At 70.2% G+C, this 26759-nt stretch carries 23 protein-coding genes and 1 pseudogene; 15 read left to right on the top strand and 9 right to left on the bottom strand.

The window, feature by feature from the left end; all coding sequences use genetic code 11:
• Positions 1–24 precede the first annotated feature (24 nt).
• From ACSHXC_RS11090 to ACSHXC_RS11075, 4 genes are read right to left on the bottom strand one after another with little or no spacing between them, the layout of a single operon-like run.
• Positions 25–447 (bottom strand): hypothetical protein, encoded by a 423-nt coding sequence (locus tag ACSHXC_RS11090; RefSeq protein ID WP_438291426.1) that lies wholly within the window; start codon positions 445–447, stop codon positions 25–27.
• Complete coding sequence (locus ACSHXC_RS11085) at positions 444–2582, bottom strand: integrase (RefSeq protein WP_438291425.1); 2139 nt, start codon at positions 2580–2582, stop codon at positions 444–446. The genes ACSHXC_RS11090 and ACSHXC_RS11085 overlap by 4 nt, the downstream gene beginning before the upstream one ends.
• Entirely contained in the window at positions 2579–4342 is a 1764-nt protein-coding gene (locus tag ACSHXC_RS11080) for a hypothetical protein (protein ID WP_438291424.1), read from the bottom strand. The genes ACSHXC_RS11085 and ACSHXC_RS11080 overlap by 4 nt, the downstream gene beginning before the upstream one ends.
• On the bottom strand, positions 4339–5889 hold the full coding sequence (locus ACSHXC_RS11075; protein WP_438291423.1) for an integrase: 1551 nt from the start codon (positions 5887–5889) through the stop codon (positions 4339–4341). Before ACSHXC_RS11075 ends, ACSHXC_RS11080 begins: the two co-directional genes overlap by 4 nt.
• A 64-nt stretch (positions 5890–5953) precedes the next feature.
• On the opposite strand from ACSHXC_RS11075, the pseudogene ACSHXC_RS11070 reads away from it, so the two are divergent.
• The 4 genes and pseudogenes from ACSHXC_RS11070 to ACSHXC_RS11055 form a co-directional block, all read left to right on the top strand.
• Positions 5954–7411 (top strand): annotated as a pseudogene (locus ACSHXC_RS11070) (YifB family Mg chelatase-like AAA ATPase); the annotation flags it as partial.
• Positions 7408–8574 (top strand): DNA-processing protein DprA, encoded by a 1167-nt coding sequence (gene dprA / locus ACSHXC_RS11065; RefSeq protein WP_438291422.1) that lies wholly within the window; start codon positions 7408–7410, stop codon positions 8572–8574. The pseudogene ACSHXC_RS11070 and the gene dprA, both read left to right, overlap by 4 nt.
• A 243-nt stretch (positions 8575–8817) precedes the next feature.
• Positions 8818–9660, top strand: coding sequence for an RNA polymerase sigma factor WhiG (whiG, locus tag ACSHXC_RS11060; RefSeq protein ID WP_438291421.1), 843 nt, complete (start codon positions 8818–8820; stop codon positions 9658–9660).
• An 83-nt stretch (positions 9661–9743) separates the two neighbouring features.
• Entirely contained in the window at positions 9744–10301 is a 558-nt protein-coding gene (locus ACSHXC_RS11055; RefSeq protein WP_438296524.1) for a TetR/AcrR family transcriptional regulator, read from the top strand.
• Positions 10302–10415: 114 nt separating this feature from the next.
• On the opposite strand, the gene ACSHXC_RS11050 is transcribed toward ACSHXC_RS11055, so the two are convergent.
• Positions 10416–10883 carry a M23 family metallopeptidase gene (locus tag ACSHXC_RS11050; RefSeq protein WP_438291420.1) on the bottom strand — a complete coding sequence of 156 codons (468 nt, stop codon included), beginning with the start codon at positions 10881–10883 and terminating at the stop codon, positions 10416–10418.
• A gap of 291 nt (positions 10884–11174) precedes the next feature.
• Here ACSHXC_RS11050 and rpsB point away from each other — a divergent pair, with 291 nt between their 5' ends.
• From rpsB to ACSHXC_RS11005, 9 genes are all read left to right on the top strand, one after another.
• Complete coding sequence (gene rpsB / locus ACSHXC_RS11045; protein ID WP_438291419.1) at positions 11175–12056, top strand: 30S ribosomal protein S2; 882 nt, start codon at positions 11175–11177, stop codon at positions 12054–12056.
• Positions 12057–12176: 120 nt separating this feature from the next.
• Entirely contained in the window at positions 12177–13013 is an 837-nt protein-coding gene (gene tsf / locus ACSHXC_RS11040) for a translation elongation factor Ts (protein ID WP_344380778.1), read from the top strand.
• Positions 13014–13173: 160 nt separating this feature from the next.
• Positions 13174–13962 carry a UMP kinase gene (gene pyrH, locus ACSHXC_RS11035; protein WP_189968195.1) on the top strand — a complete coding sequence of 263 codons (789 nt, stop codon included), beginning with the start codon at positions 13174–13176 and terminating at the stop codon, positions 13960–13962.
• A 124-nt stretch (positions 13963–14086) separates the two neighbouring features.
• Positions 14087–14644, top strand: coding sequence for a ribosome recycling factor (gene frr, locus ACSHXC_RS11030; protein WP_120727660.1), 558 nt, complete (start codon positions 14087–14089; stop codon positions 14642–14644).
• Positions 14644–15750 carry a phosphatidate cytidylyltransferase gene (locus ACSHXC_RS11025; RefSeq protein ID WP_438291418.1) on the top strand — a complete coding sequence of 369 codons (1107 nt, stop codon included), beginning with the start codon at positions 14644–14646 and terminating at the stop codon, positions 15748–15750. The genes frr and ACSHXC_RS11025 overlap by 1 nt, the downstream gene beginning before the upstream one ends.
• Before the next feature lie 90 nt (positions 15751–15840).
• Positions 15841–16947 carry a 23S rRNA (adenine(2503)-C(2))-methyltransferase RlmN gene (gene rlmN / locus ACSHXC_RS11020; RefSeq protein ID WP_438291417.1) on the top strand — a complete coding sequence of 369 codons (1107 nt, stop codon included), beginning with the start codon at positions 15841–15843 and terminating at the stop codon, positions 16945–16947.
• A 266-nt stretch (positions 16948–17213) separates the two neighbouring features.
• Positions 17214–18314 (top strand): thiamine ABC transporter substrate-binding protein, encoded by a 1101-nt coding sequence (locus ACSHXC_RS11015; protein WP_438291416.1) that lies wholly within the window; start codon positions 17214–17216, stop codon positions 18312–18314.
• A gap of 38 nt (positions 18315–18352) precedes the next feature.
• Positions 18353–19966 (top strand): ABC transporter permease, encoded by a 1614-nt coding sequence (locus ACSHXC_RS11010; RefSeq protein WP_438296522.1) that lies wholly within the window; start codon positions 18353–18355, stop codon positions 19964–19966.
• Positions 19966–20988, top strand: coding sequence for an ABC transporter ATP-binding protein (locus ACSHXC_RS11005; RefSeq protein WP_438291415.1), 1023 nt, complete (start codon positions 19966–19968; stop codon positions 20986–20988). The genes ACSHXC_RS11010 and ACSHXC_RS11005 overlap by 1 nt, the downstream gene beginning before the upstream one ends.
• Positions 20989–21505: 517 nt before the next feature.
• Here ACSHXC_RS11005 and ACSHXC_RS11000 read toward each other — a convergent pair.
• The gene (locus ACSHXC_RS11000) at positions 21506–22417 is read right to left on the bottom strand and encodes a hypothetical protein (RefSeq protein WP_438291414.1); all 912 of its coding nucleotides are present in this window, start codon (positions 22415–22417) and stop codon (positions 21506–21508) included.
• 160 nt (positions 22418–22577) lie between these two features.
• On the opposite strand from ACSHXC_RS11000, the gene ACSHXC_RS10995 reads away from it, so the two are divergent.
• Positions 22578–22925, top strand: coding sequence for an ArsR/SmtB family transcription factor (locus tag ACSHXC_RS10995; protein ID WP_438291413.1), 348 nt, complete (start codon positions 22578–22580; stop codon positions 22923–22925).
• The gene (locus ACSHXC_RS10990; RefSeq protein ID WP_438291412.1) at positions 22918–23370 is read left to right on the top strand and encodes an SRPBCC family protein; all 453 of its coding nucleotides are present in this window, start codon (positions 22918–22920) and stop codon (positions 23368–23370) included. Before ACSHXC_RS10995 ends, ACSHXC_RS10990 begins: the two co-directional genes overlap by 8 nt.
• Here ACSHXC_RS10990 and ACSHXC_RS10985 read toward each other — a convergent pair.
• The 3 genes from ACSHXC_RS10985 to ACSHXC_RS10975 form a co-directional block, all read right to left on the bottom strand.
• Entirely contained in the window at positions 23367–24485 is a 1119-nt protein-coding gene (locus ACSHXC_RS10985) for an LOG family protein (RefSeq protein WP_438291411.1), read from the bottom strand. The two genes, ACSHXC_RS10990 and ACSHXC_RS10985, sit on opposite strands and share 4 nt — an antisense overlap.
• A 257-nt stretch (positions 24486–24742) precedes the next feature.
• Complete coding sequence (locus tag ACSHXC_RS10980; RefSeq protein WP_438291410.1) at positions 24743–25900, bottom strand: hypothetical protein; 1158 nt, start codon at positions 25898–25900, stop codon at positions 24743–24745.
• Positions 25882–26619, bottom strand: coding sequence for an ABC transporter ATP-binding protein (locus ACSHXC_RS10975; protein ID WP_438291409.1), 738 nt, complete (start codon positions 26617–26619; stop codon positions 25882–25884). The genes ACSHXC_RS10980 and ACSHXC_RS10975 overlap by 19 nt, the downstream gene beginning before the upstream one ends.
• Positions 26620–26759 lie beyond the last annotated feature (140 nt).

Below are 26759 nucleotides of genomic sequence, written 5' to 3'. Positions count from 1 at the left end.
CCCGGGGATCCGTAAGGCGCGCTGTCACTCGTCCAGGTGGGCCGATCGCTTGCTGCGGAACTGGACGACGTTCGGTGCGGGCTGGGCGAGTGCCTCACGGAGTTGCTGGTTTTCCAGCGTCAGTTGGTTGACGGCACGAACGAGCGCGGGGACGTCGGAACGAAGCTGGTCGAGTTCTTCGTTCTTGTTGGCGATCGTCTTCTTGAGCTTCACGATCTTCTCGCGAAGTCGGGATTCAACGTCTGGAGTTGCCCCGCGCTCTTTGACACGGTCGTAGAACTCATTTTTCAGATCGAGATGCCGCTGAGTGAGGGCATTCCTCGGGACGCCGGCTTCCTGAGCGAGGGCGACGATCGTGAGAGCCCCGGTGGAGGCCAAAGGGGCCCCGGTCAGGATGCGATCCATCGCTGCGCGGATGCGATCACGTTCGTCAAGGGCGGGACTCACGCGGCAGCCTCCTGTCGGGTGATCCGAGTCTGGTCGTGGGCGTCGGCGTCAGCGCGGTCCTGATCGGCTTTGGCCCGGAGCCGGGCACTGACGGGCTCCGGTGTGTGGACGGCACGCTTGTCGTGGATGTCGGCACGGATGCGGAGTGCGGCTGCGTGGGCGTCGGTGCGGACGATGTTTCCGCACCCACGGACGCAACCGTCCAGGGTGGGGGTGTCCTTGATGCCGTCGCGCTGACAGAGTGCCCGATCGCGCTTGAAGCGGCAGATCAGGAGGGCTTGAGGGTTGTCATAGAGCACGGATCCGTCACGCGCTAGGTATTTGCGGGCGTAGTCGGCCTTCACCTCTTGTCCCTCGAAGAGCGGAGTGTGAAGGGCCGCGTGCAGCGCCTGCCTGGCTGCGGGCCCGGAGATGCCGCCGCCGGAGTCGAACTGTTCACGGAGGTCAGCGGCTGTTTCGGCGGTAGCCAGGACAGTTTCCATGTTGACCAGGTCGTGGATCCCGTTGCGGCTGCGGGAGCCGTATCCCCCGGAGACCTCGGTGTCCAGTGCGGTGCGCATGTGGCCGTACTGGATGGCGAGAGCGACGAGTCCGCCTGGGCGGCGAGCGATGTGCCAGGCCAGGGATCTGCGGAATCGTGAGGTGCCGATCTTGCCGTGCGGATCCGGGGGAACCACCTCGTGGGGGAGCCCTTGAGCGGCGGCCTCGGTGTTCACCCAGCTGACGAAGTCCTCGATCCGCTTCCGCATCGCACTGAGCTTCAGCGACCCGGTGCCTGCGCGAGAGGCCCGAATGTCGTGGATGCGCTGGTCGAAGAGAAGGCGGCCAGCGGGCACTATCCGTTCGAGCACGCGAATCGCGTTGACGACGGGCGTGATGGCCACCCAGGGCACGTCTCGTTCGATGCCGGCCGACAGGTGATTGCCGTCGTAGTCGGTGGCGGACTTGTATTCGTAGCTGCGGATCAGGTGGCGCCCGATCTTGCCCTCGTCGTCGGGCTCAGGGTCGGGGCAGCAGCCGGATCGCATACCGAGCGATTCTTCTGGGCGCATACCTGTCAAAAAGGCGCAGACGATGAACGCGGCGGTGCCGAGATGCCTCATGAGGGTGGGGGTCTCGTTGAAGTCGAGCGCTTCCCGCCAGGGTGCTCCCGCTATCAGTCCGGTCACCGGAACGTCCAGAGGGCATGGCCCAGGGCGTTCAGCTGCGGCCTGTGTCAGACGATGGCGCTTGTTCAACCTGTCGACTTGGCCTCCCGCGGCGCCCGTCAGCCCCATCACGTAGGTTCGCGCGAAGGCGGGCTTCCCCTGCGTACTGGATGCAGGAACAGGAGCCTGACCTGTGATCACTGCGGCGAGGTAGTCGTCCAGGGCAGCCTTGCCCGAGGCCGTCGCGGTGTTTCTGTTTCGCTCGGCAATGTCGCTGATGCGGTTGGTCTCGGCCCACGCTGCGAGGATGTCGTCAGCCAGATCGTCGATCATGCGCATGGCCCAGACCAACAGCGGGCCCATCGTCTGCTCGGCCAGAGGCTCTCTGCTGTTCTCGCCGGCGGCAGACGACGCTTGGGGCAGATAGTCATCCGCGCCGAGCGCGTCCCATGGTGGGCGTCCGATCCCTGTCGGCCGGGCGCTGAGCTGGTCGAATGCCCACAACCGTGTCAGGCCGCCCAGAATCTTCTGAACGCGGTCTCGGCTGTTTCCGCTGTCCCGCAGGCGCAGGCCGTACTCGTGCAGGACGCCGCTGTCGCAGGCGGCGAGGGTGTGGATGTCACGGGTCTCCAGCCATGTTCCGAGAGCCATCCAGAGTCCCAGCGTGTCGCCCGTACTTTCTCCGGCGAGGCGGGCCCGCAGGCGGCCGGACCGTTCCTTGAGGAAAGTGGGCCGCAGCTGCCCGTTGATCATCGTCCAGGCCACCAGGCGTATTTCCTCCCGGAGGGAAGCCGGGCAATTTTGCCAGTAGATCGAGTACCTCCGTGCGCTGGGGTTTTCGATCAAGGGGGCGAGGGGCCAGACCTGGTCCGCGTAGCGGGCATTCAGGTGCGCATGCTGGGCGACGACCAGGTGGGCCGGGACGACAGCGGTGGTGGGATTGGGCAGAGGCAGGCGATAGGGGTCCAGTTCCAGGGCCGTGCTCATGCGTCGAGATCTCCGGTCAGCAGCAGTTGGATCAATTCGCGGTCGGCGCTGGTGACCCGTGCCAGGGCCCGCTGCCAGCCGCCAGGGCCGATCTTCTTCTTGAGGTCTGCGAGGCGTGCGTGTGAATCACTCCAGTCCCTCTCCCAGCGTGGCGGCGGCAGCACTGAGCGCACGTTCGTCAGGGCCTCGTGCAGGTGGGCGAGACGGGGGTGATGGTCGGCGTGAACACGTGCGTTCGTGCAGGCCAGACACATCAGGAACGAGGCGCCGCAGCCCCCGCCAGGGGAGGGATAGGGGCCGTTGTCGAAGTCCGAACAGTCCGCGGTCGCGGTCTCGACATCGTCAGGGTTCCGGGTGTCCCGCATCTCGGCGACCAGCACCGTTTCCCGAGCACGCAGGGCCGCGGCCTCGGCGGCGGCCGCGATGACGGGGACAGCTGCATCCTGAACCTGCTTGTCGGGCAGGACGTAGTCCCGGTCGTGGGATTCCTGTGAGTGCTGGGTCGGCTCTCGACGGTTGACCGCGACCGCCGTCCTGCGTCCCCGCCGGAACGGGGAACCGCGGAGCCCTGCCAACTTCGCCCATTCGTAGCCATTTCTCGAGGCGAGGGTGAAGGCGAACGGGCCGACGTGCGGGTGATAGTCCTTGTCCGTCGTCCTCTGGCCCATCGTGTCGCGCCCGCGGCTGCCGACCCGGAAGACGATGAGGAGATCGGTGCCAGGAGCCATGTCCTCGACGATCGCGCGGGCGAAGCGGGTGGCCTGGAGTGCCTGGGTGATCAGGCGCCCCGGAGAGTCAGCGCCGTGATCGGTGACGTTCTCAGTCGCGTACCAACTCCCGCCACCACGGCGACGCTTCTCGATCGGGATGCGGTAGGTCGGACGGCCGTCCAGACCGGGGTCCGGAGTGGCTTTCGGGACGACGGCCCGGTTGATCACGGACAGGTTCCATCCGTACTCGGCCAGCAGCAGGACTGCCAGCGCGGTGGCCTCGGTTCGCGAGAGGAACAGTCTCTGCCACGTCAGTTCCGTGGCCTGGCCGCCCAGCGCGCGGCGGTACTTCTTGACCAGGGTGGGCGCCCCAGTGGGGCCGACGAGGTAGGGAAGCTCGCCGGTGCGGGCCAGGATGTCCAGTGCCTCCCCGATGATCCAGTCCCTGCTGCCCTCCTCGAGCTCTCCGGCCCGCCAGCGGTCCAGGTGCAGAGCGTTCTCCTCGATCCGCAGCAAAGCAGCCCGGAACATCCGCCGTGCTGCCGTTCTGATCTGGTCGAACTCCTTCGTGCTGTAGGACTGGGTCGTGCTCTTGGAGGCCGGGATGCGCCGGGCCAAGGCATCAGCCACGGTCCCGGACTGGAGTCGTGCGTCATCCCGCAGCATTGCGCAGACACTCCGAAAGGTGCCGCGGCCGCCGGCCGTCTTGCCCTTGTCCTCCCACCAACGGTCGATCACGGTGCCGGTCAGCTCGTCGAGATCACGAGGAGGCTGGTGCTGTTCGGACAGGTACTTCGTGAACTCCTTCAGGTAGTTCCACGGCTGCTTCGAAGACAAGTGAGAGGTCCAGCGATTGGGTCTGCAGCGGGCTGCGAACAGCACCGCGAGAGAACGTTGCAGCGGCTCCGCGACCGGCAGTGTGGCGAAGTCGTAGTCCTTGACGCGGCCCGCCTTGTTGTAGTGATGAACGACCAGTCCGTCGGGCCCCAACGGCTCGGGGCGGGAGTGGCCTGCGGGAGGCAACGAGGCTTTGCGCCCACGGCCGCTCATGCGGCGTCACCGGCGCGGGGTGCCATGCGGGCGTCGATGTCCTGGATTCCCTCTGCGTTCCGGGCGACCCGGGCGAACACGCGGTCCAGGTCGGGCATCGGAGCGTCGATCGGTGCATCAGCTGTGGTGAGCATCGACTCCAGCTGCAAGTTCGCGACCGGCGAGAGATAGTGCTTGACGGTGGTCTTCCGGTTGGCGTGGCCAAGCAGGTTCTGGACCAGAAACCACGGGTCACCGTAGAGAAGCCGGAAGTCCCGACGCTCTTCAGGCGTCAGCCCGTACTTCCGGTCCATCAGATCGTTCAGGACGACCAACATGAACAAGGCGAAGGAGTGCCGGGCGGCATGCACCGTCGCGTAGGGGGCGTAGACCTTGTGCGGGTCCATGCCTAGGTGCCGCGGCGGGGTCAGTACCTGTTCGCAGCGCTGATTCGCCGTGCGGAACACTCCGTCCCACGAGTGCGGCTGGAACGGCAGGCCCTGCTCGTTGAGCCACAGCCACAACGGCTCCGGCCCGTGCGGCCCTTCCTCGAACAGCAGCGTCCGCTCCTCCCAGGTCAGCTTGTTGAGCTCACGCTCGCCGATGACGCCGTTCTGGTCGCACCAGCGGACCTTCGGCTTCAGGCCTCGGGTGACCTCAGTGACCAGCCACATCTCTGGCAGACGGTCGTAGCGGCCGGCTATCTGGGCCTGCCGAACCGCCCACGCCCGCGAGGACTCCCTGTAGGTCTCCGTGTCGCCGACCGCGCGGGCCGAGACGTAGTACGTCCGTGCCGATTTTGATCGGGTCACCTGGGCGGCGACTTTCCCGTGGTAGTACCGCCCGCCGTCCAGCCGCAGTTCGGGCACTTCGAAGGTCAGTAGCGACCCCGCCTCCAGCCGCCGAAGACCTGACGACCGCACCGTCCGTACGAACGCGACGTTGCGGTCCTCGAGCCGCCCCACCCAGCCAGGCTGCGGAACCCCGTCCCGGGTGTGACCACGAAGGCCCACGTCGGTCCACAAATCCCAGGTGCGGGGCGTCAACCAGTGCACATTGCTCGGCCGGGAGTCCACGGCCTTCTGCTCAGCGACCGTCCGGACCTCGCCGTTTGGGCCCACCACCTCCCTCATGAGGACCGGGTTTCGAGCCAGGTAGCCCGCCTTCTTAGCCCACCCGTACAAACTCGTGAACGCCGCGAGCTCTCGATCCCACTTGGGGCCCCCAATCTGCTTTGGGTTCGCTGCCGCATTGCACCGCCAGTCTTCGTAATCCTCCAGATCTTTCGGCGTCGCTTCGGTCCATGACTTTCCGCGGTTCGACAGCGAGGTCAGGAGCAGGGCGATATCCGTCGTGTAGTTCCGCTTCGTTTCTGCTGTGTATTTACGGAAGACGCGGGACTGCCCATAAAGACTCAGAACCGGATCCACCCAGTGATCAGGCGAGAGGAAGATCGGATCCCCGGCTCGTACACCCACCTCGTCCTCCCGCGACGAGAGGTCACCCCACCCCTTAAGCACCCTCTTCCGTACGCCGCCTCGTTCCGCGTCTCGCGGCACCCAGAACACTCGCCAACCCACCCGTACGCACCCCTCTTGATCAGCTTCAACAAGCTCATTCAATAGGGAAGCCATCAATTCCGGCGACACCTGGCCGCAGAAAAAGCTCACCGTGGGGCTCAGCCCGGCATCAGTCCCCAAGAGCGGTAGCGGTTTCGACCTGGCCATCGCCTGCGCGATCCTGGGCGCCGCCGAACGCATCGACCCCCGCGAACTCACGGACCTCGTCATGATCGGCGAGCTCGGCCTGGACGGACGCGTGCGGCCGGTGCGCGGCATCCTGCCCGCCGTACTGGCCGCGGCCGAAGCGGGCTACGAACAGGTCGTCGTCCCCGAACAGACCGCCGCTGAAGCCGCCCTCGTGCCCGGCATCTCGGTCCTGGGCGTGCGCAGCCTGCGCCAGCTCGTCGCCGTCCTCACCGACGAGCCCGTCCCCGAGGAGGAACCCGCCGAGAAGGGCCGCCCGGACGCGATGCTCGCCGGGCTCGTCGTGCCCGGCGCCGGAGTCGGCACCGGCCTGACTGCCGGCCCGCGTGACGGCGACCTCGACCTCGTCGACGTCGCGGGCCAGCACGCCGCCCGGGCCGCCCTCGAAATCGCCGCCGCGGGCGGCCACCACCTTCTCCTCTCCGGCCCACCCGGGGCCGGGAAAACGATGCTCGCCGAACGGCTGCCCGGCATCCTGCCGCCCCTCACCCGCCAGGAATCCCTCGAAGTGACCGCCGTCCACTCGGTCGCCGGAATCCTCCCGCCCGGCGAACCCCTCGTCCGACGGGCCCCCTACTGCGCCCCGCACCACTCCGCCACCATGCAATCCCTCGTCGGCGGCGGCAACGGCCTCCCACGCCCCGGCGCCGTCTCCGTCGCCCACCGGGGAGTGCTCTTCCTCGACGAAGCCCCGGAATTCGCGGGCAAAGCGCTCGACGCGCTGCGGCAGCCCCTCGAATCCGGGTACGTCGTCATCGCCCGAAGCGCCGGAGTCATCCGGCTTCCCGCCCGGTTCCAGATGATCCTCGCCGCCAACCCCTGCCCCTGCGGCCGCCACACCCTGCACGGAGCGGGATGCGAATGCCCCGCCTCCATGATCCGTCGCTACCAGGCGAGGCTCTCGGGCCCTCTCCTCGACCGCGTCGACCTACGCGTCGAAGTCGAACCCGTACGCCGCGAAGACCTCCTCGGCGGAGGCGGCCGCGGCGAACCCAGCGCAGCTGTCGCCGGGCGCGTCCTCGCCGCCCGCGAACGCACCGCCGCCCGTCTGGACGGCACTCCCTGGAACAGCAACAGCGAAGTCCCCGGACACGAGCTGCGCACCCGCTGGCTCACCGCCCCCGGCGCCCTCACCGGCGCCGAACGCGACATGGAACGCGGCCTGCTCACCGCACGCGGACTGGACCGCGTCCTGCGCGTCGCCTGGACCATCGCCGACCTCGCCGGAGCCGACCGCCCCGACGCGGGCCACGTCGCCCTTGCCCTGGAGCTGCGCACCGGCATCTCGCGTGGCGCCCCCATGCCGGCCGGGAGCACCCCGTGAACGCGGCGGGTGCGGGCGCCGAACGCCTCGCCAGAGCCGCCCTCACCCGCGTCATCGAACCCGGCGACGAACGCGGCGGCCGCTGGCTGCGCACCTACGGCGCCGTCGACCTGATGCGACGCCTCACCGACCCTCGGGGCCCCGAGGACGACCTGCCCGGCGCCAGCCCCGCCCGGCTCGACAGCCACCGGCGCCGGGCTGCCCTGGCCGACCCCGAACAGGACCTGGCGACCGCAGCGGCCGCGGGGGCCAGATTCCTCGCCCCCGGCGACGAGGAGTGGCCCCGCCAACTCGACGACCTCGGCGATGCCCGGCCCGTCGGTCTGTGGGTGCGGGGCCACAGCGACCTGCGGATATGGGCACTGCGCTCCGTCGCGGTGGTCGGCGCCCGGGCCTGCACACCGTACGGGGCCCACATGGGCGCGGTGCTCGGCTCGGGCCTCGCCGAGAAGGGGTGGGTCGTCGTGTCCGGCGCGGCCGCGGGCGTCGACGGAGCCGTCCATCGCGGCGCCCTCGCCGCCGGAGGCGCGACCATCGCCGTCCTTGCGTGCGGGGTCGACGTCGTCTACCCGCGAGGGCACGCCGAGTTGATCGGACGCATCGCCGAACAAGGCCTCCTCGTGGGCGAATTGCCACCCGGCGACCATCCGACACCCAGCAGGTTCATCCTGCGCAACCGCGTCATCGCCGCCCTCACCCGGGGAACCGTCGTCGTGGAAGCCGAGTACCGCAGCGGCTCGCTCGTTACGGCCCGCGCCGCACAGAAGCTCGGCCGCTTCACGATGGGCGTCCCCGGCCCCGCCACCAGCGGGCTCTCGGCCGGCGTCCATGAACTCCTGCGCGGCGAGGGAGTCCTGGTCACCGACGCCGCGGAAGTCATCGAGCTCGTCGGAGACATGGGTGAACTCGCACCCGCCCGGCGCGGGCCCGTACTGCCCCGGGACCTCCTGGCTCCCGACGCCGCCCGCGTACTGGAAGCCCTGCCGTCCCGCGGCACCGCCGCCGCCCGCGACCTCGCGCGCGAAGCCGGGACCACCACCGATGAAGCACTCGGCCGGCTCTACGAACTGCATTCCCTCGGCTTCGTCGAACGCGTCGGCGACGCCTGGAAGTTGACGGCCGGCGCACTCCACCCGGCGAGCGCGCGGCGAGGCGGTGCTTGACCTGGGGCATTCGGGTGACAAGGTGAGGGGCTATGTCCACCGCGGGCCGCACAACAGCGCTTTCGGGGCCGACGCGCGGCGCGACGGCCCCCACCTGCGCCTGCGCCGCGACAGACCGGAGCGACCCCGTCCGATCACCTGGCCTTCGCGCACCGCGACCGCTCAGTCACGCTACGCTCACGAGGATCCCCGACCGGAAACAGCCCCCCGCTCACGTCACAGCAGAACGGCTCAAGGCAACGCATGCCCCAGCACACCTCCGGGTCTGATCGCACGGCAGCGCCCCCGGCTGCCCGCGGCAGCGGCACCGTGCGGCCACCGGCGCCCTCGTCCCTCGACGAGCTGTGGCGGTCGTACAAGGCCACCGGCGACGAGCGGCTGCGCGAGCAGTTGATCCTGCACTACTCGCCCCTGGTCAAGTACGTCGCGGGACGCGTGAGCGTGGGCCTGCCGCCCAACGTCGAGCAGGCCGACTTCGTCTCCTCCGGGGTCTTCGGGCTCATCGACGCCATCGAGAAGTTCGACATCGAGCGGGCCATCAAGTTCGAGACGTACGCGATCACCCGGATCCGTGGCGCGATGATCGACGAACTGCGCGCGCTGGACTGGATCCCGCGCTCCGTGCGCCAGAAGGCGCGCGCCGTCGAACGCGCCTACGCGACCCTCGAAGCCCAGCTCAGACGCACCCCCTCGGAGGCCGAGGTCGCCTCCGAGATGGGCATCGCCGTCGAGGAACTGCACGCCGTCTTCAGCCAGTTGTCGCTCGCCAACGTCGTCGCCCTCGAAGAGCTGCTGCATGTCGGCGGCGAGAGCGGCGACCGGCTCAGCCTGATGGACACGCTTGAGGACACCTCCGCCGACGACCCCGTCGAGGTCGCCGAGGACCGCGAACTGCGCCGCCTGCTCGCCCGCGCCATCAACACGCTCCCCGAGCGCGAGAAGACCGTCGTCACGCTCTACTACTACGAAGGCCTCACCCTCGCCGAGATCGGCAACGTGCTCGGCGTGACCGAGAGCCGGGTCAGCCAGATCCACACCAAGTCGGTGCTCCAGCTGAGAGCCAAGCTGGCCGACGTCGGGCGTTGAGAAGCCTCGGCGAACGGTCCCTGCCGATCTCCCCGGCGGCCCGGCCGTAAAGTAGAACAGTGCCCAGGATCCGAGCGGCCTCCGTGGCCGAGCACCGCACCATGCAGCGCGACGCCCTGCTGGACGCCGCACGCTCCCTGCTGTCCGAAGGCGGCACGGAAGCGCTGACCTTCCCCGCTCTGGCCGAGCGCACCGGCCTCGCCCGCTCGTCCGTGTACGAGTACTTCCGCTCGCGCGCCGCGGTCGTCGAGGAGCTCTGCGCCGTCGACTTTCCGCTCTGGGCCGCCGAGATCGAAGGCGCGATGCAGCGGGCCGACACCCCCGAGGGCAAGGTCGAGGCATACGTACGCCACCAGCTCGGCCTCGTCGGCGACCAGCGCCACCGGGCGGTCGTCGCCATCTCCGCCAGCGAACTCGACGCCGGTGCCCGCGAGAAGATCCGAGCCGCCCACGGCGGCCTGATCGCCATGATCGTCGAAGCCCTCGCCGACCTGAACCACGACCAGCCCCGCCTGGCCGCGGTCCTCCTCCAGGGCATCGTCGACGCAGCGGTCCGCCGCATCGAACAGGGCGCGACAGAACCCCCCTCCGAGATCGCGGACGCAGCGGTGGCAATGGCCCTGCGGGGCGTCAAGGCTTGAACGTTCGGGGGGCCTCCCCCCCCCGCCCCCCCGCCCCCCGCCCCCTCCCCCCCCACGCAAGCCCTCAGGCGCAGGCCACCCTCACGCCCGCACCGGCCCCACCCCCACCGCCCCTCACCCTGGCTCAGCCACCCCCGCTACCGGCAGCAGCCTCGAAGGTGCCGCCCGGTGTAGAAGCAGCAGCGGGTTCACATAGACGTCGCCCCTCAGCAGCCCCCAGTGCAGGCAGCCGTCCGCGCAGTGGGACGGGGTGTCGGCAGTGGTCGCGACGACTTGGCCGACGGCGACCTCCGTGCCCTCCGTCACCAGAGCTCTTACCGGCTCGTACGTCGTTCTCAGGGGCGGGGACGCTCTGCCCGGCAGGGTGATGGTCAGGACTCCCTGGCCTGCCACCTGGCCGGCGAAGGTGACCCGGCCCGCGGCCGCCGCGCGTACCGGGGTGCCCGGGGGTGCGGCCAGGTCGACGCCCCGGTGGCCGGGGCCGTAGGGAGTGGCTGGTGGGGCCCACGGGTGGACGACGGCCGGTGGGATCACCGGCCAGGTGGCGGCCGCGGTCAGGGCCAGCAGGAGTGCTCGGTACATGGGATCAGAGTCCCGGGAGTGGCCGATCCGGGGGGATCTTGACCGGGGGCTGTGGAGTACTCGCTGGTTGTGGACAGCGCCGTCACCCGGCACTGTGCGGGTCCCGTACACTTCTTGTGGCGATCCGGGTGACCGGATCGACTTCGCACGCCCCGCCGGCGGTCTCACCACCATCGCCGGCCGCGCCTCTCGGTCCTTACCCGCGCAGGGTTCAGGGCACGGCGCACCGGGGCGTCAGGCGCGGCAGCCGACCGGCAGCCGCGGTAACCGAGTACCTCAAGGAGTACGGCCATGGCCGTCGTCACGATGCGGGAGCTGCTGGAGAGCGGCGTCCACTTCGGTCACCAGACCCGTCGTTGGAACCCGAAGATGAAGCGCTTCATCTTCACGGAGCGCAACGGCATCTACATCATCGACCTGCTCCAGTCGCTGTCGTACATCGACCGCGCCTACGAGTTCGTCAAGGAGACCGTCGCGCACGGCGGCTCCATCATGTTCGTCGGCACCAAGAAGCAGGCGCAGGAAGCGATCGCCGAGCAGGCGACGCGCGTGGGCATGCCCTACGTCAACCAGCGCTGGCTCGGCGGCATGCTGACCAACTTCTCCACCGTCTACAAGCGTCTGCAGCGCCTCAAGGAGCTCGAGCAGATCGACTTCGAGGACGTCGCGGCCTCGGGTCTCACCAAGAAGGAGCTCCTGGTCCTCTCGCGCGAGAAGGCCAAGCTGGAGAAGACCCTCGGTGGTATCCGCGAGATGTCGAAGGTTCCCAGCGCCGTCTGGATCGTCGACACCAAGAAGGAGCACATCGCCGTCGGTGAGGCGCGCAAGCTCCACATCCCGGTCGTCGCGATCCTCGACACGAACTGTGACCCCGACGAGGTCGACTACAAGATCCCGGGCAACGACGACGCGATCCGCTCCGTCACCCTGCTCACCCGCGTGATCGCCGACGCCGTCGCCGAGGGCCTCATCGCCCGCTCCGGCGCTGCGACCGGCGACTCGAAGCCGGGCGAGAAGGCGGCCGGCGAGCCGCTCGCCGAGTGGGAGCGCGACCTGCTCGAGGGTGAGAAGAAGGCCGACGACGCCGAGGCCCCCGCGGCCGAGGCCGAGAAGCCGGCCGAGGCCGCTGCCGAGACCCCCGAGGCTCCGGCCGCGGACGCCGAGCAGGCCTGACCCTTTACAGGGACCCACAGGTTCGGTAGTTGACGGCGGGGGCCACAAGCCCCCGCCGTCGACCCGTAGCCCCGCAGATCTTCGTAGATCTCATCGACTCCGAGAGAGAAACACAGACTCATGGCGAACTACACCGCCGCTGACGTCAAGAAGCTCCGTGAGCTCACCGGCGCCGGCATGATGGACTGCAAGAAGGCCCTCGACGAGGCCGACGGCAACGTCGACAAGGCCGTCGAGGCCCTGCGCATCAAGGGCCAGAAGGGCGTCGCCAAGCGCGAGGGCCGTTCCGCCGAGAACGGCGCCGTCGTCTCCCTCATCTCCGAGGACAAGACCTCCGGCGTCCTCGTCGAGCTGAAGTGCGAGACGGACTTCGTCGCCAAGGGTGACAAGTTCCAGGCCGTCGCCGCCAAGCTGGCCGAGCACGTCGCCGCCACCTCCCCGGCCGACATCGCCGCGCTGCTCGCGTCCGAGATCGAGGCCGGCAAGACCGTCCAGGCGTTCGTCGACGAGGCCAACGCCAACCTCGGCGAGAAGATCGTCCTGGACCGCTTCGCGCAGTTCACGGGCGGCTACGTGGCCGCGTACATGCACCGCACGATGCCCGACCTGCCGCCGCAGATCGGTGTCCTCGTCGAGTTCGACCAGGAGAACGCCGAGGTCGCCAAGGGCGTCGCTCAGCACATCGCCGCCTTCGCGCCGAAGTACCTCACCCGTGAGGACGTTCCGGCCGAGGTCGTCGAGACCGAGCGTCGTGTCGCCGAGGAGACCACCCGCGCCGAGGGCAAGCCCGAGGCCGCGCTCCCGAAGATCGTCGAGGGTCGCGTCAACGGCTTCTTCAAGGACGCCACGCTGCTTGGCCAGCCGTACGCGCTGGACAACAAGAAGTCCGTCGAGCAGGTTCTGAAGGAGGCCGGTGTCACCCTGAAGCGCTTCTCGCGCATCAAGGTCGGCATCTGAGTCTGTTCAGCGTTCGACACTAGACCCCGCTAGGGTCTGAGGCAGTCGTCGGCCGCGCACGCGACGGACGACCGCAGATCTGACGAGGAGGCCATTGCCGCTAGGGACCACGAGTACCCACCGGCAATGGCCTTCTTCGTATGTGCACGAGGAGATCCCCATGAATCAGGGCGCGGACGCCGCCAAGGCCGATCACTCGGCCGACCACAAGCGCGATGACGGCAAGGTGGCCGGGCGCTTCATGCTGAAGCTTTCCGGTGAGGCGTTCGCCGGCGGTGGGGGGCTCGGTGTCGACCCCGACGTCGTGCACAACATCGCCCGCGAGATCGCCGCAGTCGTCAGGGACGGCGCACAGATCGCCGTCGTCATCGGCGGAGGCAACTTCTTCCGGGGCGCAGAGCTCCAGCAGCGCGGCATGGACCGGGCCCGCTCCGACTACATGGGCATGCTCGGTACGGTCATGAACTGCCTCGCCCTCCAGGACTTCCTGGAGAAGGAGGGCATCGACTCGCGCGTCCAGACCGCCATCACGATGGGCCAGGTCGCCGAGCCGTACATCCCGCTGCGAGCCGTACGCCACCTGGAGAAGGGCCGCGTCGTCATCTTCGGCGCAGGCATGGGCATGCCGTACTTCTCCACCGACACCACCGCCGCCCAGCGCGCCCTGGAGATCGACGCCGAGGCCATGCTGATGGGCAAGAACGGGGTGGACGGCGTCTACGACTCCGACCCCCGGATCAACCCCGACGCGGTGAAGTTCGACGCGCTGGAGTACGGCGAGGTCATCACCCGGGACCTCAAGGTCGCCGACATGACCGCGATCACCCTGTGCCGCGACAACAACCTCCCGATCCTCGTCTTCGAGCTCCTGACAGCGGGCAACATCGCGCGCGCCGTCAAGGGTGAGAAGATCGGCACTCTCGTGAGCGACCAGGGCACCCGGGCCTGACCGGGGGATGGACAATGCCCTGCCGGTCGGACACCGTGCAGGGAAAGACGCTGGTTATCCGGGGCTCAAGGGCTCAGGTCGCACTGAGAACTCCCGGCCCACCCAAGACATGCAGGAGCAAGTGGTGATCGAAGAAACCCTCCTCGAGGCCGAGGAGAAGATGGAGAAGGCCGTCGTGGTCGCCAAGGAGGACTTCGCCGCGATTCGCACCGGGCGTGCGCACCCGGCGATGTTCAACAAGATCGTGGCGGACTACTACGGCGCGTTGACGCCGATCAACCAGCTCGCCTCGTTCTCCGTGCCGGAGCCGCGCATGGCGGTCGTCACCCCGTTCGACAAGAGCGCGCTGCGCAACATCGAGCAGGCCATCCGCGACTCGGACCTCGGCGTCAACCCGAGCAACGACGGCAGCATCATCCGCGTGAACTTCCCGGAGCTGACCGAGGAGCGCCGCAAGGACTACATCAAGGTCGCGCGCACCAAGGCCGAGGATTCCAAGGTGTCGATCCGCGCCGTCCGCCGCAAGGCCAAGGACGCCCTCGACAAGCTCGTCAAGGACAAGGAGTCCGGCGAGGACGAGGTCCGCCGCGCGGAGAAGGAGCTCGACGACACCACCGCCAAGTACGTGGCGCAGGTCGACGAGCTGCTCAAGCACAAGGAAGCCGAGCTCCTCGAGGTCTGATGAACGACTCTTCCTGGGGGGCTCCGCCGAGCCCCGAATACTGGGGAACCCCCGAGGGGCCTTCCCAGGGGGCGTTCCCGGCGGGGCCTGCATACGATGCGTACGACGCCCAGCCCGTGTCGAGGACGCAGCAGATGCCCGTCCTGCCCGACGCGGGCAGAGGCGCCGAAGACCGCGAACGTGATCTGGGGGCCGCTCTGCCGGGCGGCCCTGACTTCCGCGACGAGACGCCGCAGGAGCCCATGGCAAGCCCTCCGCCCGTGCCCCCCGTGCCCGCCCAGCCGGAGAAGAAGAAGGCGGGCCGCGACCTGCGGGCCGCGATAGGGGTCGGCGTGGGGCTCGGCGTGGTCATCCTCGCGTCGCTCTTCATCGTGAAGGCCGTCTTCGTGGGGGTCATCGCGGTCGCCGTGGTCGTCGGGCTGTGGGAGCTGACCAGCCGCCTCGAAGAGCGCAAGCAGATCAAGGCACCGCTGGTGCCGCTCGCGGTCGGCGGCGCGGCGATGGTCGTCGCCGGGTACGTCAGCGGCGCCGAGGGCGCCTGGGTCGCGATGGCCCTCACCTCGCTCGCGGTGCTCGTGTGGCGGATGACGGAGCCGCCCGAGGGCTATCTGCGGGACGTCACGGCGGGCGTCTTCGCGGCGTTCTACGTGCCGTTCCTCGCCACGTTCGTCGCGATGCTGCTCACGGCGGACGACGGGCCGTGGCGGGTGTTCGTCTTCCTGCTGCTGACCGTGGTCAGCGACACGGGTGCGTACGCCGTCGGCTGGCGCTTCGGCAAGCACAAGCTGGCGCCGCGCATCAGCCCCGGAAAGACCCGCGAGGGCCTGTTCGGCGCGGTGTCGTTCGCGATGGTGGCGGGCGCGCTGTGCATGCAGTTCCTCATCGACGACGGCACGTGGTGGCAGGGCCTGCTGCTCGGCCTCGCGGTCGCGTGCAGCGCCACGCTCGGCGACCTCGGCGAGTCGATGATCAAGCGGGACCTCGGCATCAAGGACATGGGCACACTGCTCCCGGGCCACGGCGGCATCATGGACCGGCTGGATTCCCTGCTGCCGACTGCTCCGGTGGTGTGGTTGTTGCTCGCGGTGTTCGTAGGAACCAGCTGACCTGCGTTTTTGTATCGCTTTGAACGGTGAGGGCTCGTCGTCCACAGGACGGCGAGCCCTTTTCCGTACGTCTGAGACACTTGAGGAACCATGCCCAAGCCCGGAGAACTCACTTTCGTCGCCCCCCGCGGAGCCAAGAAGCCGCCGCGGCACCTCGCCGACCTCTCGCCCGCCGAGCGCAAGGAAGCCGTCGCCGCCATCGGCGAGAAGCCGTTCCGCGCCAAGCAGCTCTCGCAGCACTACTTCGCGCGGTACGCCCACGACCCGGCGGAGTGGACCGACATCCCGCTCGCCGCGCGCGGCCGGCTCCAGGAGGAGCTGCTTCCCGACCTGATGTCGGTCGTGCGCCACATCTCCTGCGACGACGACACCACCCGCAAGACGCTGTGGAAGCTGCACGACGGGACGCTCGTCGAGTCCGTCCTGATGCGCTATCCGGACCGGGTGACGATGTGCATCTCCTCGCAGGCCGGCTGCGGCATGAACTGCCCGTTCTGCGCCACCGGCCAGGCGGGCCTGGACCGCAACCTCTCGACCGCCGAGATCGTGCACCAGATCGTCGACGGCATGCGGGCGCTGCGCGACGGCGAGGTCCCGGGGGGACCTGCCCGGCTGTCCAACATCGTCTTCATGGGCATGGGCGAGCCGCTTGCCAACTACAAGCGCGTGGTCGGCGCGATCCGCCGGCTCACCGACCCCGAGCCGGACGGCCTGGGCCTGTCCCAGCGCGGCATCACCGTCTCCACCGTGGGCCTGGTGCCCGCCATGCACCGCTTCGCCGACGAGGGCTTCAAGTGCCGCCTCGCGGTGAGCCTGCACGCCCCCGACGACGAGCTGCGCGACACCCTCGTACCGGTCAACACCCGGTGGAAGGTCCGCGAGGTGCTCGACGCCGCGTGGGAGTACGCCGAGAAGTCCGGGCGCCGCATCTCCATCGAGTACGCCCTGATCCGCGACATCAACGACCAGACGTGGCGCGGCGACCTGCTCGGCCGGCTCCTCAAGGGCAAGCGGGTGCACGTCAACCTCATCCCGCTGAACCCGACGCCGGGCTCCAAGTGGACAGCCTCGCGGCCCGAGGACGAGAAGGCGTTCGTCGAGGCCATCGCGGCCCACGGCGTGCCCGTGACCGTCCGCGACACCCGCGGCCAGGAGATCGACGGAGCCTGCGGCCAGCTCGCCGCCTCCGAGCGGTAGTCCGAAGGGCAAAACGGCAGGGGGCCTGTCAGAGGGCCCCGTGTAACCTGGCTGGAAACATCTGCATATTCCGACAGGGGAGCGCCACAGCGCTGAGAGTGCGGTACCCGCAAGGGACACGGACCGCAGACCCTCTGAACCTTGCCCCGGTCATTCGGGGTAGGAAGTTCGGCGATTACTCAAGCTGTTGCGCCCTGCCCGCACGACCTGCCGTCGTGCGGGCAGGGCCGCGTCTCTTCCTGGTCATCTCCAGGAGGAATGAAGAAATGCGCAGTACCAAGAGGCTCGCGGCCGGCGCGATCGCCGCCGCCCTCGGGGTCACCACGCTGGCGGCCTGCGGCGGCTCGGACGGCAAGAAGACGTCCGGCGAGGCCAGCGGATCCGGCGGCAAGACCGTGACGCTGGTCAGCCACGACTCGTTCAACGCCTCCGACCCGGTGCTCAAGGCGTTCACCGCGCAGACCGGCTACACCGTCAAGGTCCTCAAGAGCGGGGACGCCGGGGCCGCGCTCAACCAGGAGATCCTCACCAAGGGCTCCCCGCGCGGCGACGTGTTCTTCGGCGTCGACAACACGCTGCTCTCACGCGCCCTCGACAACGGCATCTTCACTCCGTACGAGGCCAAGGGCCTGGACCGGGTGCCCGCCGAGGTCCAGCTCGACAAGGACAAGCACCGGGTCACGCCCGTCGACACCGGCGACATCTGCGTCAACTACGACAAGAAGTACTTCGCGGACAAGAAGCTCGCCCCGCCGCAGAGCTTCGACGACCTGATCAAGCCCGAGTACAAGGACCTCCTCGTCACTGAGAACGTGGCGACGTCCTCGCCCGGGCTCGGCTTCATGCTCGGCTCGGTCGCCAAGTACGGCGACGCAGGCTGGCAGGACTACTGGAAGAAGCTGAAGGCCAACGGCGTCAAGGTCGTCGACGGCTGGGAGCAGGCCTACAACACGGACTTCTCCGGCTCGGCCGGCGGCAAGAAGGCCAAGGGCGACCGGCCGCTCGTCGTCAGCTACGCCTCCAGCCCGCCCGCCGAGGTGATCTACGCCGACCCGAAGCCCACCGAGGCCCCCACCGGCGTCGCCACCGGCACCTGCTTCCGCCAGACCGAGTTCGCGGGCCTGCTCAAGGGCGCCAAGAACGAGGCCGGCGGCAAGGCGCTCCTGGACTTCCTGGTCTCCAAGAAGTTCCAGGAGGACATGCCGCTCCAGATGTTCGTGGACCCGGTCGCCAAGGACGCGACGGTCCCGCCGGAGTTCACCAAGTTCGGCGCGAAGATCACGAACTCGGCGACGGTCGCCCCCGACAAGATCGCCAAGAACCGTGACCAGTGGGTCAAGACGTGGTCCTCGCTCGTCCTGAAGTAGGCCCGAAACTGCGGCGGAACGCGGTGCGGCTCGGCCTGATGGCCCTGCCCGTCGCGTTCTTCGCCGTGTTCTTCGCCTGGCCCGTGGCCGCCATCGTCGGCCGCGGGCTCAAGGCGGACGGCGCCTGGCAGTTCGGCCGGATCGGCGAGGTCCTCAGCGACCCGGACATCGCGCACGTCCTGTGGTTCACGACCTGGCAGGCGCTCGCCTCCACCGCGCTCACCCTGCTGATCGCGCTGCCCGGCGCGTACGTCTTCGCACGCCTCGACTTCCCCGGAAAGCAGCTCCTGCGGGCCGTCGTCACCGTGCCGTTCGTGCTGCCGACCGTCGTCGTGGGCACCGCGTTTCTGGCGCTGCTCGGCCGCGGCGGGCTGCTCGACCAGCTGTGGGGGGTGCGCCTGGACACCACGGTGTGGGCGATCCTGCTCGCGCACGTCTTCTTCAACTACGCGGTGGTCGTACGCACCGTCGGCGGCCTGTGGTCGCAGCTCGACCCCCGCCAGGAAGAGGCCGCCCGGGTCCTCGGCGCCTCCAGGTTCGCGGCCTGGCGCAAGGTGACGCTGCCCGCGCTCGGCCCCGCGGTCGCCGCCGCGGCCCTCATGGTCTTCCTCTTCACCTTCACCTCGTTCGGCGTCGTCCAGATCCTCGGCGGCCCCACCTTCTCCACCCTCGAAGTGGAGATCTACCGGCAGACCGCCGAACTCCTCGACCTGCCGACCGCGGCCGTCCTGACGATGGTGCAGTTCGTGGCGGTCGGCGCGATCCTCGCCGTACACGCCCGTACGGTGCGCCGCCGCGAGACCGCGCTCAAACTGGTCGACCCCGCCCAGACCGCGCGGCGCCCGCGCGGCGCCGGCCAGTGGACGCTGCTCGCTTCGGTTCTCGTCGTCGTGGCACTGCTGATCCTCCTCCCCGTCGGCGTACTGATCGAGCGCTCCCTGGACACCCCCGACGGCTACGGCCTCGGCTACTACCGGGCGCTCCAGGCCGCCGGGGACAACGGCAGCTTCCTCGTGCCGCCCATCGAGGCGATCTGGAACTCGCTCCAGTACGCCCTCGCCGCCACCGCGATCGCACTCCTCATCGGCGGGCTCGCGGCCGCCGCCCTCACCAGGCGCGGCAGCGGCCGCCTGATCCGGGGCTTCGACGCACTCCTCATGCTGCCGCTCGGAGTCTCCGCCGTGACCGTCGGCTTCGGGTTCCTGATCACCCTCGACGAGCCGCCGCTCGACCTGAGGACCTCCTGGATCCTGGTGCCGCTCGCCCAGGCGCTGGTGGGCACCCCCTTCGTCGTACGGATCATGCTGCCGGTGCTGCGCGCGGTGGACGGGCGGCTGCGCGAAGCGGCGGCCGTGCTCGGGGCGTCCCCGCTGCGGGCCTGGCGCGAGGTGGATCTGCCGATGGTGCGGCGGGCGTTGCTGGTCGCGGCGGGCTTCGCGTTCGCGGTGTCGCTCGGCGAGTTCGGGGCGACCGTGTTCATCGCCCGGCCCGACCACCCGACGCTGCCCGTCGCCGTGGCCCGCCTCCTCGGCCGGGCCGGCGACCTCAACTACGGCCAGGCGATGGCCCTCAGCACGATTCTGATGGTGGTGTGCGCGGTGTCGCTGCTCGTCCTGGAACGCATCCGGACCGACCGGAGCGGGGAGTTCTGATGCTGAAGCTCGACGGTGTGACCGTACGGTTCGGACAGCGGGCCGCGCTCGACGCGGTCGACCTGGAGGTCGCCGACCACGAGACGGTCTGCGTCCTCGGCCCGAGCGGCAGCGGAAAGTCGACCCTGCTGCGGGTGGTGGCCGGGCTCCAACCCTTGGACTCCGGACGGGTGTTGCTGGGCGGCGCGGACCAGTCCGGTGTGCCCGTGCACAAACGCGGCCTCGGCCTGATGTTCCAGGACCACCAGCTCTTCCCGCAGCGCGACGTCGCCGGGAACGTGGCGTTCGGGCTGCGTATGCGGGGGGCCTCGCGGGCCGAACAGGCGAGCAGGGTGGGCGAGTTGCTCGACCTGGTCGGGCTGCCGGGCGCGGGCAAGCGGGCCGTCGCGGCCCTGTCCGGCGGTGAACAGCAGCGCGTCGCGCTCGCGAGGGCGCTGGCGCCCTCCCCCCGCCTCCTGATGCTGGACGAGCCGCTGGGCCAGCTGGACCGCACGCTGCGAGAGCGCCTGGTGGTCGAACTCCGTTCATTGTTCGGGCAGTTGGGCACAACCGTCCTGGCCGTCACGCACGACCAGGGCGAGGCGTTCGCGCTGGCCGACCGGGTCGTGGTGATGCGGGACGGCCGCATCGCACAGACCGGCACGCCGCTGGAGGTCTGGCAGCACCCGGCCTCCGAATTCGTGGCCCGCTTTCTGGGCTTCGAGAACGTGGTCCCGGCGACGGTGTCGGGGGAGGCCGCGGACACGGCCTGGGGAAAGGTCCCGGTCCCGGCCGGCTCGCCCCAGGGTCCGGTACGGGTCCTGGTCCGCCCGTCGGGCGTCCGGCTCGTGGGGGAGCGGGAGGGGCTGCCGTGCGAGGTGGTGGGGCGGACGTTCCGGGGCAACCATGTGGCGCTCCAACTGCGGCCGGGCGGGGGGCCGTTGCTGGAGGCGGAGTGCGGGCTGGAGGGGGCGCCGGGGGTGGGGGCGGCGGTGGGCGTTGCCTTTGGGGTGGGGGGAGTGGTGGTGCTGGGGGAGGGGTAGGGGGGGCTTCCCCACCCCGCCCCTTCCCGCTGTGACACTCTGCGGCTCCGCCGCGTGGCCTCCGGGGGGTGTCGTTCGGCTGCAGGTCGGCACTCCTGGGGCTCCGCCCCAGACCCCGTATCGCGCCTGAAGGGCGCTCGTCCTCAAACGCCGGACGGGCTGGAGTGGGCTGGCGTCTGTGTACGCCGGACGGGGCCGGAGTGGCTGGTGTCCGTGTTTGCCGGACGGGCTGAAGATGCCGGTGCTGGCAGGGTCGATGCTGCTAGGGGGCGCGGGGAACTGCGCGACCAGCCGCCCACGGTCCGCGGTCGAAAGCCGTTCACTCATTCAGCCGTTGGGGGCGCAGCCGCCGGTGGCATCCGTCGGGCGGCCCCCTCCGAATCGCCACCCCCGGAGGGTTTCGGGAAGGGGCGGGGTGGGGGCATCGGGGTCTGGGGCGGAGCCCCAGGGCACTCCGCCGAGCCTCACACGCCCAGAGCCGCGCCGCACCGCAGAGCCTCGTACCCCCAACGCCCGCTCACCCCACCGGGGTGAGCTCCTTCGCCGGGGCGGGGTCCTCCGCGCCGTGCGCGTCCGGCGAGCCGAACCACGCCACCGCCACCGCCCCGGCCACCGCCAGGACGAAGCCCAGGACGGCCATCCACGCCAGGCCCGCCCGGGACGCATCCCCCAGCCACAGCACCCCGATCGCACCCGGCAGTACCGTCTCGCCCACCACCAGCGCCGCCGTCGCCCCGTTCACCGAGCCGATCTGCAGGGCCACCGTGTGCAGGTACATGCCGCCGACACCGGCCACGAGGATCGCGTACAGCGCCGGGTCGGTGAGCAGCGCACCGGCGTCGAAGGGGTCGATGCCGTTCAGGACGCGGACGCCGACGCCGAGCGCGCCGAAGCCCAGGCCGGACAGGAGGCCCGCCAGGATCGCGGCGCGGGCGCCCAGGAGGCGTACCACCACCGTGCCGCCAGCCATCAGCACCAGCGCGACCGCCAGGAGCCACCAGTGCGTCGACATCGCCGTGTGCCCGCTGCCCTCGTGGCCCGCCGCCGTCGCGAGCAGGACCAGTGCCGAGCAGACCACGCCGATCGACGTCCACTCCGCACGGCTCAGCCGGATGCCGAGGAGCTTCACGCTGAGGACCGCCGTGATGACCAGGTTCGCGCTGATCACCGTCTGGGAGAGGAAGAGGGGGAGCAGGCGGGCCGCCAGCGCGCCGAGGCCGAACCCGACGAAGTCGAGGATGGTCCCGACTATGAACTCCCAGGTCGTCGCCGCCTTCGCGGTGGAGGAGAGGCTGGGCCCGCCGTGCTGGGTCCGGTCGCTCGCGGCCGCGTCGCGGCGGGCGGACTTGCGGGACCCGACGGCTTGCAGGACCGAGCCCGTGCCGTAACAGACCGAGGCGGCGATGGCGGTCAGCAGACCGAGCAGCACAAGTGACTCCGTTCCTGGCGGGGGCAACCCGTTCGCCCCACTCCGCTTTACCAGACGTTTACTGCCCCTTGGGAGTTGCCTGAGGAGGCGATCCTCTTGCGCCGTCCGTCCGGGATGCTATATTTAACGTACTAGTTAATTAACGAGGTGGTTAAGTAGCATGGCGGACGCGACCGACCGGCTCAGCGTCGTCTTCGCCGCCCTGGCCGACCCCACGCGCCGCGCGATCCTCGCCCGGCTCGCGGAGGGGGAAGCCACGGTCGGCGAGCTGGCCGAGCCGTTCGAGATGAGCCTCCCGGCCGTTTCCCGGCACCTGAAGGTGCTGGAAAAGGCCGGACTGATCACCCGCGGCCGCTCCGCCCAGTGGCGGCCCTGCCGCCTCGATGCGGCGCCCCTCGCGGACGCCACCGGCTGGCTTGAGCGCTACCGGCGGTTCTGGGAAGGCAGCTTCGACGCTCTCGCGGAACACTTGCGAGAGCTCCAAAGAGGAGACACGAACGATGAGTGAGAACGTGAGCGACGGCATCGAGATCACCCGCGTCTTCGACGCACCCCGCGCCCTGGTCTACCGGGCCTGGACCACCCCCGAGCACTTCGCCGCCTGGTACGGCGGCGCGGCCGAGATCCCGCTCGACCGGATCTCCCTGGACGTGCGCCCCGGCGGCGCCTGGAGCCTCGTCATGCTCGTCCCCGGCCACGGCGAGATGCCGTTCGGCGGCGTCTACAAGGAGGTCGTCGAGCCGGAGCGGCTGGTCTTCACGCTCAAGGACGCCTCCGCGCCGGCCGGCATCGAGGGCGAGATCGTCACCGTCACCTTCGCCGACCACGGCGACAAGACCGAGATGGTCTTCACCCAGCGCGGCGGCAACCTCACGGCCGAGCAGTACGAGCAGGCCAAGGGCGGCTGGGCGCACTTCTTCGACACGCTCGCCGGCCACCTCGCCGAGCGCTAGCGGGACATGCGGGCCAGCGCCTCAGGAGCCTCGGACACCGAGTCGACCAGGGCGATCCGGCCCGCCATCGGCCGGTCCTCGGCCAGCGCTTCCAGCAGCGGCCAGGTGGGCAGGCGCTCGGTCCAGTGCGCACGGTCGACCAGGACCATCGGCGTCGGGCCGCCCCGCGACTCGTAGTAGTTCGGCGTCGCGTTGTCGAAGATCTCCTGTACGGTGCCGGCCGCGCCCGGCAGGAAGACGACTCCCGCGTTGGAGCGGGCGAGCAGGCCGTCCTCGCGGGTGGCGTTGGCGAAGTACTTGGCGATCGCGCCCGCGAAGGCGTTCGGCGGCTCGTGGCCGTAGAACCAGGTCGGGATGCCCACGGAGGTGCCGCCGCGCGGCCACTTCGTACGGACCTCGAAGGCGGCGCGCGCCCACGCCGACACGGACGGCCTGAACGACGGTTCCTGGGCGAGGAGTTCGAGGGCCGATCCCAGCATCGCGTCGTCGAAGGGGGCCGCGTACGCACCCAGGTTCGCGGCCTCCATCGCGCCCGGGCCGCCGCCCGTCGCCACGGTGAACCCGGCGCGGGCCAGCGTGCGCCCGAGCACCGCCGCACCCTCGTACTCGGCCGTGCCGCGGCCCATCGCGTGGCCGCCCATCACGCCCACCACCCTTGCCCCGACGAGCAGTTCGTCCAGGGCGTCGGAGATCGCGTCGTCGTGGATGGAGCGCAGCATCGAGGAGAAGATGTCGCCGTCCGCCTTGGTCCGCTGGAACCAGGCGTACGAGAGCGCGTCCGGGGTCCGCTCGTAGCCCGCGGCGAGCCCTTCGAAGAGCTCGGCGGGGGAGTAGAGCGTGCCCCGGTACGGGTCGAAGGGCAGGTGCGGGACGGGCGGGAAGACGAGGGCGCCGTCGGCCCTGACCTTGGCGGCCGCGTCCGGCTCCATGGCGCAGCCGAGGAATACGGCGCCGGCCGTGTCGGTGCGCAGCAGCACGGGCGTGCGGGTTGTCAGGTCCACGGACTGCACCCTGAACCCGGCCAGCGTCGCGTGCGCCGCAGCCGCGTCGAACTCGGGCAGCGATTCGATCTCGGTGTCGCTGCCTGCGGGAAACTTGGCTTCTTCGTCCGGCACGGCGTCCATGCTAGGCGCTGCCCGGGTCCGGCCTTCGCCCGCGGGCCGTGGGCGGCTGGTTGCGCCCACGCGGCGGAGCCGCACAATGTCACAGCCCCGCGCCCCTATCAGGGTTGATCCTGGCAGGGTGCCCACGCAGGCATCCCCAGCCTGTCATGGGGGTCCCCCCTGGCCCTTAAGGCCTTGGGGGAGTTTGAGGACGAGCGCCCTTAAGGCGCGAACGGGGTCTGGGGCGGAGCCCCAGCCGTGCCCTCCCGCTACCGCAGCGGCAGCGCCGCCAGTTCTGCGATGGCCACCGTCAGCGGGGTGAAGACCACCAGCAGGGCCAGGGCCCGCAGGGACGCGGCGGTTCGGAGCAGCGCCGCCGGGGTGCCCAGGTCCACGAGGGCCTGGGTCGTATCGGCGCGGGCACGGCGGGAATCCAGGGCCGCGGTCAGCAGCGTGGCCACCGGGCAGCTGATCACCAGGGCCGCGCCGAGCCCGGTCAGCGGGCCGAGGGGGTGCGGCCCGGCCCGGTACCCGTACAGCGTGGCCGCCGCGATCCCCCCCGAGGCCACCGCGCACACCACCCCCAGCGGCCGCCCGATGCGACGGGCCTCCGACATCAGGACCCGGCCCGCGAGCAGGCGGGCCGCGCACGGGCGGGCCAGCTGGAGCAGCCGCCCGCTGAAGTGGGCCAGCGCCGGACCCGCCAGCGCGAGGCCGATCGCGGTCAGCGCCCAGCCGCCGAGCACCCCGGCCGGGCTGCTCCCCGGGTGACCCGGCATCGGGAACGCGGAACCCTGCCTGCCCCGGTTCACGTACGTCTGGAACGCGAGGCCCGCCGCGACCAGCGCGAAGCCCCACGGCAGCCCGCTCGGCGTCGGCGTGGGCTCCTCGGGGTGCACCGGGTCGCTCACGTCGCCGGGGCGCAGGGTGCGCGGGCGCAGCGCGAGGCCCGCCGCCACCGACGCCGTGACCGGCAGGGCGGCGAGCAGGGTCAGGGCGCCCGCCAGCGGCATCGGCTGGTCGGCGGCGAGCAGCCCGGCTGCCTCCCCGTCGAAGGGGAGCCCGGTGATGTCGCCGCGCAGATGGAGATAGACCAGGAGCGCCACCGCCGAGCCCAGCGTGCACGACACCGCCGTGGACACCGCCGCGATCGCGGCGAGCCGGGCCGGGCCCAGCCCTACCGCCGAGAGCCCCTCGCGCGGCCGGGTGCTCGGGTCGGTGCGGGCCACGGCGACCGCGAAGTGCGCCGCGGCCGCCAGCGGAACCGCGCACCACAGCAGCCGCAGCCCCGACGCGCCGGGATGGCCGACGGCGTAACCGAGCGTGCACAGCAGGAGGAAGCCGACCCCGGCGGACGCGGCGGACACCAGCAGGCGGCGCAGCAGGACCAGGGGATGGGTGCCGCGGGCTAGACGGAGAGCGAGCACGCCGTGACACCCTCCGCATCCGAAGTGCCGTTGTTTCCGCGGGAGTTGACACGGCAGCCGTCGATGAGGACCACCGTGCGGTCGGCGAGCGCCGCGATGTCGGTGTCGTGGGTGGCGAGGACCGTGGTGATCCGGTGCGAGCGGGCCGCGGTGAGCAGGGTGCGCAACACCTGCGCCCGGTCGGCGCGGTGCAGGGTCGCGGTCGGCTCGTCGGCGAACAGGACGGCGGGCCCGGCGACCAGGGCGCGGGCGAGCACCACGCGCTGGCGCTGCGCCTGGAGCAGGGCGTGCGGGCGCTTCCTGGCGCACGTGTCGATGTCGAGTCGCTCCAGCCACTCCAGGGCGGCCTTCTTCGCGGCGCGGTGCCCGATGCCGCGCAACAACAGGGGCAGGGCCGCGTTCTCCCACGCGTTCAGCTCGGGCACCAGGGCGGGCTCGGGGTCGATCCAGCCGAACCGGTCGCGCCGCAGCTGCTCGCGGGCGATGGCGCCCATGGTGTGCACCGGCCCGCCGTTGAACCACACCTCGCCCTCGTTCGGCACGAGGGAGCCCGACAGACAGCGCAGCAGGGTGGTCTTGCCGCTGCCCCGCGGGCCGCCGATGGCGAGGATCTCACCCTCGCGGACCCCGACGCTGACGCCGGTCAGAGCGGGCGAGCCGCCGTGGGAATGGTGCAGGGAACGCGCCCACAACACGTCGTTGTCCGGCGGAGCCACCATGGTGCACACCTCGGTTCAGATCAGAATTCCTGCTCCCCGTACGGGGGAACGAAGGCAGGGCCGATCGGTCACTGGGCACGCTAGGGAGTAGGGCGTGGCTGTCCGGACAGCACGCGGCCCGGTCCCGCCCATCTCACTCG

The organism is Streptomyces sp. HUAS TT7, from assembly GCF_051550175.1.
Classification (GTDB): domain Bacteria; phylum Actinomycetota; class Actinomycetes; order Streptomycetales; family Streptomycetaceae; genus Streptomyces.
This window is presented reverse-complemented; position numbering and strand designations above follow the sequence as displayed.